11 protein-coding genes are annotated in these 11,262 nt (G+C 35.2%); 4 read left to right on the top strand and 7 right to left on the bottom strand.

The window, feature by feature from the left end; all coding sequences use genetic code 11:
- Positions 1-39: 39 nt before the first annotated feature.
- The 3 genes from pcp to A5880_RS14545 form a co-directional block, all read right to left on the bottom strand.
- Positions 40-681, bottom strand: a complete 642-nt coding sequence (gene pcp / locus A5880_RS14555) for a pyroglutamyl-peptidase I (protein WP_086329766.1) — start codon at positions 679-681, stop codon at positions 40-42.
- Between the two features lie 27 nt (positions 682-708).
- Positions 709-2,835 carry a hypothetical protein gene (locus A5880_RS14550; RefSeq protein ID WP_086329765.1) on the bottom strand — a complete coding sequence of 709 codons (2,127 nt, stop codon included), beginning with the start codon at positions 2,833-2,835 and terminating at the stop codon, positions 709-711.
- Between the two features lie 150 nt (positions 2,836-2,985).
- Positions 2,986-4,500, bottom strand: coding sequence for an Lsa family ABC-F type ribosomal protection protein (locus A5880_RS14545; RefSeq protein WP_086329763.1), 1,515 nt, complete (start codon positions 4,498-4,500; stop codon positions 2,986-2,988).
- A gap of 439 nt (positions 4,501-4,939) precedes the next feature.
- Here A5880_RS14545 and A5880_RS14540 point away from each other — a divergent pair, with 439 nt between their 5' ends.
- The 3 genes from A5880_RS14540 (at position 4,940) to A5880_RS14530 (ending at position 7,132) form a co-directional block, all read left to right on the top strand.
- On the top strand, positions 4,940-5,323 hold the full coding sequence (locus tag A5880_RS14540) for a VOC family protein (RefSeq protein WP_086329762.1): 384 nt from the start codon (positions 4,940-4,942) through the stop codon (positions 5,321-5,323).
- Between the two features lie 24 nt (positions 5,324-5,347).
- Positions 5,348-6,187, top strand: coding sequence for a Cof-type HAD-IIB family hydrolase (locus A5880_RS14535; RefSeq protein ID WP_086329761.1), 840 nt, complete (start codon positions 5,348-5,350; stop codon positions 6,185-6,187).
- Positions 6,188-6,280: 93 nt separating this feature from the next.
- Positions 6,281-7,132, top strand: a complete 852-nt coding sequence (locus tag A5880_RS14530; protein WP_086329759.1) for a MurR/RpiR family transcriptional regulator — start codon at positions 6,281-6,283, stop codon at positions 7,130-7,132.
- Between the two features lie 202 nt (positions 7,133-7,334).
- Here A5880_RS14530 and A5880_RS14525 read toward each other — a convergent pair whose 3' ends face one another.
- The gene (locus tag A5880_RS14525; protein WP_086330313.1) at positions 7,335-8,528 is read right to left on the bottom strand and encodes a glycoside hydrolase family 3 protein; all 1,194 of its coding nucleotides are present in this window, start codon (positions 8,526-8,528) and stop codon (positions 7,335-7,337) included.
- Between the two features lie 192 nt (positions 8,529-8,720).
- Here A5880_RS14525 and A5880_RS14520 point away from each other — a divergent pair, with 192 nt between their 5' ends.
- Positions 8,721-9,119 (top strand): VOC family protein, encoded by a 399-nt coding sequence (locus A5880_RS14520; RefSeq protein ID WP_086329758.1) that lies wholly within the window; start codon positions 8,721-8,723, stop codon positions 9,117-9,119.
- A 112-nt stretch (positions 9,120-9,231) separates the two neighbouring features.
- Here A5880_RS14520 and A5880_RS14515 read toward each other — a convergent pair whose 3' ends face one another.
- The 3 genes from A5880_RS14515 to A5880_RS14505 form a co-directional block, all read right to left on the bottom strand.
- Positions 9,232-10,050: a ZIP family metal transporter gene (locus tag A5880_RS14515; RefSeq protein WP_086330312.1), complete on the bottom strand. Its 819-nt coding sequence runs from the start codon at positions 10,048-10,050 to the stop codon at positions 9,232-9,234.
- A gap of 163 nt (positions 10,051-10,213) precedes the next feature.
- Positions 10,214-10,468, bottom strand: a complete 255-nt coding sequence (locus A5880_RS14510; protein WP_086329756.1) for a YtxH domain-containing protein — start codon at positions 10,466-10,468, stop codon at positions 10,214-10,216.
- Between the two features lie 97 nt (positions 10,469-10,565).
- Entirely contained in the window at positions 10,566-11,165 is a 600-nt protein-coding gene (locus A5880_RS14505) for an alpha/beta hydrolase (RefSeq protein ID WP_086329755.1), read from the bottom strand.
- Between the last annotated feature and the right edge of the window lie 97 nt (positions 11,166-11,262).

Below are 11,262 nucleotides of genomic sequence, written 5' to 3'. Positions count from 1 at the left end.
CTATTTCGTTCAACTCGTTCTGTTTCGTATATTCCGTTTCTAATGAGTGGTACCTGTATTTATTTTACTGTCTATTTCTGTTGTCACAGCAGCTTCTATCGCATAGAGCAATGAGTTAGCAATTGTGAGAATAGGCATTGATGATATTGTTGGACGCTCAATTACTTGACTTGGTTCAAAAGGAACGTGAATGAATCCTCCTTTGATGTTTAAATCCTCTTTATCAATCATATAAAGTAAACGGTACATAATCTCATTGCATACAAATGTTCCTGCTGTATATGAAATGGTTGCGGGCAATCCATGATCTTGAACATTTTTCATCATCGCTTTGATTGGCAATGTTGTAAAGTAAGCTGTATCTCCATCTTCTTCAAGTCTTTCTCCACTTGGTTGATTCCCTTGATTATCTGGAATTCTAGCTTCAGCTAAATTAATCGCTACTTGTTCGAGTGAAATAGCACTGCGACCACCAGCTTGTCCTACACAAATGACGATATCTGGCTTATGCAATTTAAGTGCAGCTTTCAGCCTGCTACTGCTCTCTTTAAAAACAGTTGGCACTTCTAACTTAATTACTTTGGCTCCTGCTATTTCATCAGGTAACCTTTTTACCGCTTCATATGCTGGATTGACCGTTGCTCCGTCAAATGGATCAAAACCTGTCACTAATACGTTCATCTTATAGAACCTCCTTAGTATGACCAACTAATAAACACCAATTTTTTCTTCCGCTTTTTCATAAATGATTTTTTGTTTGTTTGCGTCTAATTTTTCCCATTTTTCTCCGTAAATATGCTCTAAACGACCATATTCATCGTAAGAAAGAATCAAGCGATGCTCGTCACTGTCATCGTTGATGATTGTATAAAGTTTATCCTCAGCATCTTGACTAATCTGCCAGGTACCCGCTTGGAATTCTTCTGCTTTTGGTAGTAAACGATTCTTTTCTAGCATTTTTTTAACATTTTCAGTGACGTATTCGGGGTTGTCTTTTAAATTTTCTTCACGATCATCAGACAATAAATAATAGACAACAAAGAATTTTTGTGACATCATCGGACGAACTTGAATGTCTTTCCACAAAGCCTCAAATTTCTCTTGGGACAATTCTTCCCATCCTTCACCAAAAATACGAGAAATCTTTTCCTCGTCATCTTCTTGAAGAATAACAAAAGGATTATCCTCCTCTACGAGCGTTAGTGCTGTTACAGGTCCATACTCCGCAACGTTGTCAGGTGATGCATAAAAATCATATCTAGAATCAATTAGTATCTCCGGTAATTCAGAAATATTGACTGTTTTAGCCATTTCTTTAGCATGACCAACTAAGTTTTCTTCTATAAATTTTTCTCGATCCTCATCTTTGCGATCAATGTAAAAGTAATAAATGAATTGATCGTACCTATTTTCACTCTCTTTTAATTCGGTTAGATCCTCTGTATAAGAATCACCTACTGCTCCTTGTTCTTCGCTAGAAATAGATTCACTCTCTGTTGTAAAATCATAATAAGACTCCTCTCTATGATCTGAGCACGCTCTGCCTACTTTAAGAATGAAAAGAAGGAGTAAAAAGCCAAGCCAGAGGTAATGCCCTACCCCTTTTTTCTTTTTTTCAGTAACTGTTGTATCCCTAGCTGAACGCAACATAGCCAATTCATCTCGATGAAACAGAGAAGGATTTTTTTGGGCTAAAACTGTCCAACATTCTTTCACACGAGAGTGACGACGCAAGTGAAAGTATACATTTCCCATCAATAAATCAATAGCTGTCTTAGGAATTGCCGCATTACTTTTATCATAAATCAAAACGGCATTTGCAGAACCTTCATTTTTGAGCCATTCATAGTATGCAATAAAGAAATCTGTGGTTTCATTGTTTTCTATTGCTTTTGCCTCATCACATAAATGTTTAAAGCCGTTTATAGTTTGCTCGTTTTCTACTCTAAAATCACTCATCAATTGATATGCAATTTGAAGATTTATTACTTCTATGTCTTTGTCTGTTAGCGATCGACAGGAATGGAGTCGCTCTTCCCAAAGTGACTGATCTGGAAGACCATTTTTGAAAAGCTGAAAAAGTTCATAACGATTCATAAAATAGTTCAATCGGTTTTCTTTTGAAATATTTTGATAAATATCAAACGAAAAAAGCGGCACTTGTTTGATTGTTAGCCATGTGTAAGAAAAAGACTCTCCAGTTTCGGTATGCTTGACGAATGTATCAAACTCAAATAGTGTTCCTAAATAATCAATGACCGTTTTTGAGAGCACACGATAATTCAACTTTAAAAACTGTTGCATTACTTCTGAAATTTCAGAATACTCTTCTTTTGACCAATCGGACTTAGTTAAAAACAAGGCAGCCCATTGATCTACATTTGCAAAAAAAGTCATGCTTTCAAATAAGCTCGTTAATTCTTTTTTAAATACGTTAACATAATCAGACTTTTGAATTTGTAATGGCTGATTTTCTTGCAACGCTTCCTCATTTTTTAGTGAATGTTCTATTGATTCTATCTTAAGTTCTTCATCATTTGTTTCCCTTATCTCTGCTTCAATTTGCTCGCTTTTAAGTACCGATTCATGTTGAGATGAACGCTCTTTCGTTTCGTCAGCTTTTTTTATGGATGACAGACTTGACGGCGGTGTCGGTCGACTACTATCAATAATTGCTCCTGATAAAAAAATAGCAGACTCAAATGCTTCTTTTAGGTTATGAGCAGCTACGGGGTCACTCTCTTCATTTACATTCGCTCGTTTTAGCTCATATGCTTCTTTTATTTTTTCTTTATTTGATGTCGGTTCTAACGACAATATTTCCCAACAATTCATAACCCAACCTACTTTCTATTTTTTCACTTTAACTCCTATGATTATTATGACAAAAATAAGTAAGAATAACAATGTAAGAATTAACTCAGCCACTAAATATAAAGGAACGAGTTTTCGCTAAAACGATTTCGGTTTGAAAATAAGAGTGTATTAGTTTCCCTGATTGTCGTTCTTTTTTAAAGAAATAATTTTTGTTGCTACTTTTTCTAAAAATGCTTGATCGTGTTCGACAAGCAACATCGTTGGTTTTACAGATTGGATTACTTTTTCTAATTGTTCTTGATTAAAGACATCTAAATAATTCAATGGTTCATCCCATATATATAATTCTGCAGGTTGTGCTAAGGATTTAGCGAGTTCAACTTTTTTTCTTTGCCCCATGCTCATTTGCTCAATTCGATTGTGAAAGACGTCTCTTTCCATCCCTAGTTTGTGTAAATTATTGAGAAATACTTGATGATCCAAACCATGTTCTTTTGAAAATGCCAATAATGTACCGTGATTCTCTTCATAATTTTGTCGGACATAACTTATTTTTAGCGTATCAACACGCATCATATTTCCTTTTGTTTCACCATCAAACAAGCCAAGTAAGTAGCGAATAATAGATGATTTGCCTGATCCATTTGCACCGATTAAAGCAATTCGTTCGCCTTGAATTAATTCAAAGGAAATCGGTTTAAATAGATCATGATTTTGATAACCTAATACTAACTTTTCAAGTGTTAATAAGCGTTTATGGTAGCCTTGTTGATAATTCATGGTCAAAGGATCTATATATTCGATATCCTTTAACAACACTTCTTTTTCTTTTAATTGTGCATCCATTCGGCGAACGATCGTTTTGGAGCGTTTCATTGTGCGAGCGGCTCTTGCACCAATAAACCCGGTATCGTAAATTGCACCACTGCCCTTTTCAGATGCTTTGCCGTACTTATCTTGCTCTTTTGAACGTGACCATTCGGCTTTTTCGGCCGCTGTTTTCTTTAATCGGGTCACTTCTTTTTTTAGTTTTTCATTTTGCATCAATTCAAATTCGTCACGTAGCTTTTTTTGTTCCTCATACACAGTAAAATTTCCTTGGTACAGTTCCAGTTGGCTTTTTTCGATTGACAACACATGGTCTACAACTTCATCCACAAACAAGCGATCGTGACTAACGACTATAAATCCGTGACGTTTCTTTTTTAAATATTCTGCTACTTGCTTACGTCCAAGAATGTCTAAATGATTTGTTGGCTCATCAATTAATGGAAAATAGTGGTCATTGATAAATAGCAATGCTAGTAATACTTTGGTTTGCTCGCCACCTGAGAGAGTCTCAAACTCTCGCCATAAAATAGCTGGATCAACATGCATCAGGTTCAGTTCTCGTTCAATTTCCCATTGTTCAAACTCACTGATCTCTTGTAACACATAGTAGGTTAGTTGTTTTTTATCTTTGATCAGTTGTGGAAAATAAAGAAACTCTAACTGATGTAGAATCTGTCCGCTATAAGGAAATTGATTTTGTAATATGTTTAAAAGCGTTGTTTTCCCACGACCGTTTCTTCCAATCAAGCCCAATTTCCATTGACTATCAATGTTTAAGTTTGCTTGATCAAATAATAGTGTTCCTTGTGTATCATATCCAAATGATAACTGTTTGATTTCTATTTTAGACATCGTCTCACCTCGTTAAAAAAGCAGAAGGAAGGATTCCTTCAGTTCTTTTCAGAACTGGCATTCATTTACGAGTACACAAAAAGACCCGTTCATTGAAAAAATATAGCCAATCCTGAAAATCTGCACACTGCTCCCTCGATGATTTTTCAAGGTACAGTCTGAATGCAGCTTCAACAAATTGACTTAATTTTTCAATGCACGGATCCCTCACTTCGATTTTTATTGCATTCACTATATCACGAGGATTTACTCATTGTCAAGAGGCCTCGTTTTTGAAAAGATATTTTCATTTCACTTGTGGTCCCAAACTTATTTTTGATAAGATTCTGTCAAAATCAGCCTTTCTTCTCATTCAAAAGCTTTTTTGATTTATACTGTAATTACTTTCTTATTCTATCAAAAAAAATTCACTAGGATATATAACAAAGGAGAGAGAATCATGAAAATTGAACATATCGGCTTATGGGTTCAGGATTTAGAAAAAATGCGTACGTTTTATGAAACATATTTTAACGCAACACCTTCTGAGCTTTATCATAATCAAAAGACAGGTTTTCACTCATATTTTTTGACTTTTACTGATGGTGCCAGACTTGAAATCATGCAACGACCTGATGTCTTATCGCAAGGAAAGGGTAAGGAAGTTCTTGGATTTGCTCATTTAGCTATTTCTTTAGGAAGCAAGCAGTCGGTTGATCATCTTACGAATATCTTGATTTTAGAAGGTTACGAATTGCTCAGCCCGATTCGCACAACAGGTGATGGTTATTATGAATCGGTTATTGCGGATCCAGAAGGTAATCGATTAGAACTAACCATTTAAAAATAAGAACATGGAGGAAAGAAAATGGATATAAAAGCAATTGTTTTAGATATTGATGGGACACTTTTAAATGATGAAAAACAACTGACAGCTAAAACCAAAGAAGCCTTAATCAATGCACAGGAAAGTGGGATAAAAGTTATTTTAGCATCTGGCAGACCAACTTCGGGAATAGTCCACTATGCAGAAGAATTGAAGATGAATCAACATAACGGATTAATCGTTTCTTATAACGGCGCGCATGTTCTTGATGTTTGTACAAAAAAGGAACTATTCAGTCAACCACTTTCCGTTGAAAATAGCAAGAAAATTTTAGCGCATCTCAAACAATTCGATGTGATTCCAATGGTCGCTATAGATGAGTATATGTATGTTAATAATGTCTTTGAAGGAATGCTGGATTTAAATATTTCAGATGAACCTTTCAATATTATTGAATATGAAGCGCGCGGTGGGAATTTCCATTTATGTGAGAAAGCAGATTTAGCTTCTTTTGTGAACGTTCCATTGCATAAAATTTTAGTTGCCGCACAACCTGAGTATTTACAAAGTCACTGGGAAAAACTCCTTGCTCCTTTTAAAGAAACTGTCAGCGGCATGTTTTCTGCACCTATGTATTTTGAATTTACAGATCAAGGAATTGATAAAGCTAACGCTTTAGAACAAACCTTAAAACCATTAGGCATTCACAAAGAACATATCGTTTCTTTTGGTGACGGACATAATGATTTGTCCTTAATCACATATGCAGGAATGGGAATTGCCATGGGAAATGCTGTAGATGAACTTAAAAGCATTGCAGATAGAACGACTTCTTCTAACAATGATGACGGAATTGCTAAGGCTTTAGCTGAGTTACTATAATAATTTGACTATTCTGTTGGTAAATTTCCCACACGAGAAAGCAATAATCAGTTATAATTCAGTTATATGAAATGACTGGACGGTGTTTTCTAAATGAATCTACTACTCAAATTAAAAAACTTAGATACGCTTACTACAAGTGAAAAAGCGCTTGTTACTTATATTCTTGATTTCCCTGAAAAGGTAATCCATTTTTCTCCAAAAGAATTGGCTGAACATTCGTATGTATCCATTTCAACCATTTATCGTTTAATTAATAAATTAAATTTTGACGGGTTGAATGATCTTAAATTAGCGCTTGTCAACCACTTAAATGAGCATACCGCTGAACCAATCATTGATATTGACTATCCAATTTCAGCAGAAGATACTCATTATGCAATGACGAAAAAACTAAAAACAGTGTATGACCAAACAATCCAAGCCACTCTTGATACAAATCGATTTGATACAATGGCTTCTAATGCTGAATTACTTAAGAACGCACAATTTATCGATATCTACGCAACTTCAGCAAATATCTATTTTGCTCAAAATTTTCAATTTCAAATGCAAGAAATCGGTAAGCAAATCAATGTGCCTATCGATGACTATATGCAAAATTTATCTGCCGCAAATAGCACCCCCAATCACTTAGCCATTGTTGTCTCTTACGGAGGCCGCAGTTCTAGTGTAAAGAGGATTCTCACTATTTTAAAGGAAAATAAAAGTAAAGTGCTATTAATTACCTCAAAAAATAGTCCTTTGCTTGATGAAACGTTTGACGGTGTTTTTCTTTTTTCTTCTTTGGAAAATCATTATAATAAACTGTCATCATTCTCTACAAGAATGTCATTGATGTATATCTTTGATTGTTTATACTTGAGTTTCTTCAACCAAGAGTATGAAAAGAATTTAGATTATAAATTAGCTAATTATCAAAAGATGAACCCTAAATTAATTTAATTCTCTAGATATAAAAAGAGGTTGAGCTAAAAGTCGATTAGGTTCGAGCAATTGGAGTAAAAATCGAACAATATGCTTCTTGTATTGCTCGATTTTTGCGAAATTGCCGAAGAACCTGACTTTTGTCCACCGTTTATTAGGAATTAGAGTGTGAAACAAAACTGATTTTTAGTTTTGTCACGCACTCTTTTTAGTACTCCCGTTACTTTAATAATCCTAAATCACTTTTCATTTTTAAGACGCGATAAACTGACTGGTTCAAGTTTTCTTCTGAGTAGGCTCCTTGCTCAATGCCTTGGATAACATATGGAATCTGCTCTTCAAATGAAGAAGATAAAATCAAATCATTTCCAGCTTTTAAAGCTTCCAATCCCGCCTCTTCTTGGGAAATGAAGTCAGCTAACCCAGCCATATCCATATCATCAGTCATAATTACACCTTTAAACCCTAATTCATTTCTCAATACATCATGAACAGGTTGTGAAATCGATGCTGGAACCGTAGAATCGATACTTGTTACAATATTGTGGGAAACCATAATGCTATCTGCACCTGCCGCAATCCCTGCCTTAAACGGCAAAAAATCAATTTGCTGCAATGTCTCTAAGCTCCTCGTGTCATATACGATTTCTACATGAGAATCTCGATTGTCACCATAACCTGGAAAATGCTTCAATGTTGAAGCAATCCGTTGTTTTCTTAACTCTTCTACACTTGTTTTAACATACTCGCTTGTCTTTTCAGCATCTAAACCAAGTGTTCGATCATAAATAAACGCTTCTGGATCAATCGCAACATCAGCTACAGGAAATAAACCAACCTGAATGCCGTAAGAACGTAATACTTTTGATTTTTTTTGACTATCAGAACGAATGCCTGCCAATCCTGCTTCTTGATATATTTCCATTGGAGACTTAAATTGTTCCGGTACCAAATTGTTTCCACTGCTTAAACGTGAAACAGTTCCACCTTCTTCATCTGAGGCTATAAACAATGGAATGCTGCTTACTTCTTGATAAGAAGCAATTTTTTTCTTTAAAGTAGCTGGTGTCTCAGATTCCATATCTCGTCCAAACAAAAGATAACCACCCAAATAATACTGTCGAATCTTGTCTTGTTGCGATTCGATTGGCACTCTTCCTAGAAATAGCTGTCCAACTTTTTCTTCCAAGGTCATTGACGAAATTAACTCATGAATTTTCTTTTCTTGATTATTCAACGAAAAGTCCTGATCCTTTTCTTTCTCTTGACGTTCTTTTACTCTATCTGTATTGGATATATTCACCTTTTGAGATTCCTTGTTTTGAGTAAGCTCATTATTTTTGTTCACCCACCCTATCACGCCAAAACTAATATCGAAAATCAGCAGTAAAATTGCCGCTGCGCTGGTTATCATCGTTTTATTATTGATTGTGCTTCCTCCTTGCTTCACTTCACTGATCGTTGTCAGTGTGATTACATTATAAGTAACTTTTATTGAAGCAGTCAATTTTTTCACCCAATTGCGCCTTATATTTTTGACAAAAAATTAGGCGTATGAGATGCTTACTCGTAGTACACAACATAAAAGAAAGAAGGTTGGATTCTTATGGCAACAATGGTTTTTGTAAATTTTCCAGTCACTGATGTAAAACGATCTACTGAGTTTTATGAAAAATTAGGTTTTAAAAAAAATCAAGAGTTCTCTACAGAAGAAGCTAGTTCTATGGTTTGGGATGATCATTTTTGGATTATGTTGTTGAATCATGAGTTTTACAGCAAATTTATCAAAGATAAAAAAATTGCAGACACTAAAGCTACAAGTAGTGTTTTAGTTTCATTTAGTATGGAAAGTGCTGATGCTGTGAGAAAATTTGCTGAAACAGCTAAAGCAAATGGCGGCGACTTTTATCAAGTGGATATGGGAATGCCAGAAGATCAAATGTTTGGCCTTGAAGTGCAAGATCCTGATGGAAATTCTTTAGAACCTACTTGGATGAATATGTAATTCTGTAAAGATATGAACGTCAAAAACTAGAGATGAGGGAGAAGCGTTTGCTCACAAAAAATACGCTGCTCCCCCACTTCTAGTTTTTTTTAAGTATGTTTTATAGATAAACTTATCCTAAAGCAACGTCTAAAATCATCATAATAATAAATCCTAACATCACACCAAACACTGCAAAATGACGTTTGCTTGTAACTGTCTGCTGCGCTTCAGGAATCAATTCTTCTACAACCACATAAATCATCGCTCCTGCTGCAAATGCTAAAGCATAAGGCAACAACAACGTAACTTTAGTCACTAAAATTGCCCCGATAATCCCAGCTATCGGCTCTACTATCCCCGATGCTTGACCATATAAAAAAGCTTTTTTCCGGCTTAAATTTTCCTGCCTTAATGGAATAGAAACTGCTGCACCTTCTGGAAAGTTTTGAATCCCAATTCCTAAAGCGACAGATATTGCTGCTAGTACTGCTTTTTGGGGATCATCAGCTGAATTTGCCGCACCAAACGCCACACCAACTGCCAACCCTTCTGGAATATTATGTAACGTAATTGAAAAAACCAATAAAATCGTCCGTTTCAAATGACTAGGTAGTCCTTCTTTTTCATGATTTGGTCCAAAATGCATATGAGGTAATGTTTTATCCGCAATATAAAGAAATAATCCGCCAAGTCCAAAACCAAAACTAACCACTAACCAAGCAATGCTTCCATTTTCTTCTGCTTGTTTAATTGCAGGGTCTAACAGAGACCAAAAACTAGCCGCAATCATCACTCCAGAAGCAAACCCAAGCATCATATTCAGAATATCCTTCTTAATTTCCTTGAAGAAAAAAACTAATCCTGCGCCTAATGCCGTCATAAAATAAGTGAATCCTGTCCCAACTAATGCTTGTTGCCAAGCGTCTAAAGATAACAACCACTCAATGATTACAAACACCCCAACTTTCCAACATATTTTTCTTATTTAACTTTATCATATCTATCATTTTCTGACCATTTATACTACAAAAAAGAACAAGAGGAAATTCAATAGAATCTCTTCTTGTTCTTGTGTCATTAAATCAATTATTTTTTCTATTCGTTAGTTCTTATTACTTATCATCATGTTTATGGAATTTTTCTTTGATATCTTCAAAACCTTCTTTGATCTTCTCACCTAATTTTTCAGCGCCTTCTTTGATATCATCACCGGCATCGCGTGCTTTGTCTTTTACATCGCCAAAAGCTGATTGCGCTTTGCCTTCAAGTTCTTTTCCTTTATCATCTGTTACTTTTCCTTGAATCTCTTTAGCTGTACCTTCAACTTTGTCTTTTGCATCGTTTAAACGTCCATTTAGATCTGCCATGTGAAAATCCCTCCTAATTAATTTGTAATACATAATTAGCATAGCATCAATTTAAACTTGCTACAAACAATTCGCTTTCAAAATATACCAGACTACATTACAGTTGATTCAGCCATTTTTTTGCCTGATTGAGCTCTTCCATGGTTACTTGGTGCCCAGCATTTGTTGTTGTTATTGTAACATTTGCTAAACGTCTTTTTAGTTGTTGGACGAGCTGATTTGAAGCGTCTTTAGAAATGATAGGATCATTCTCGCCAATAGATAACCAGATTTTCTTGTCAGCTAGGTTAAAGTCTTGCGTATCTACACCTAAAGACATTGGATGAAACAAAATAGCTTTATCTATACCGATCTTACGCTCTAACATAATATGTGCAGCTATATTAGCCCCATTTGAATAGCCAACAACGATCCAATCTTCTATTGGAATTTCTTTTGCTTCACTAACGGAAATAATTTCTTTTACCAGTCGGTCACTTTCTTCTTCTAAGCTATCTATGTCAAATTGATTGAGTCCATTACGTTTAAAAAAACGATTCATGCCAGATTCTTGAATCGTTCCTCGAAAAGAAAGTACTGTGGCTGAGTCATCTAAATATCCTGCAATTTCCAGTAATGAGGTTTCATCACCACCCGTACCATGAAGCAGTAAAAATTTTTCCCCATGTTCAGAACCTTTTTCAAATAAGTAATGCATGTTATCTTCTCCATTCTTAGCATTATATAGCGACAAAATAGTATCACCAACCACTTACTTTTAGTAAGTGGTTTAATTTTAACATCTTTTCTTTTGG

It is taken from the genome of Enterococcus sp. 4G2_DIV0659, from assembly GCF_002140715.2.
In the GTDB taxonomy this organism is placed as follows: Bacteria; Bacillota; Bacilli; order Lactobacillales; family Enterococcaceae; genus Enterococcus_L; species Enterococcus_L mansonii.
Note: the sequence above shows the minus strand (reverse complement) of the source record. Positions and strands in the feature narration are given on the sequence as shown.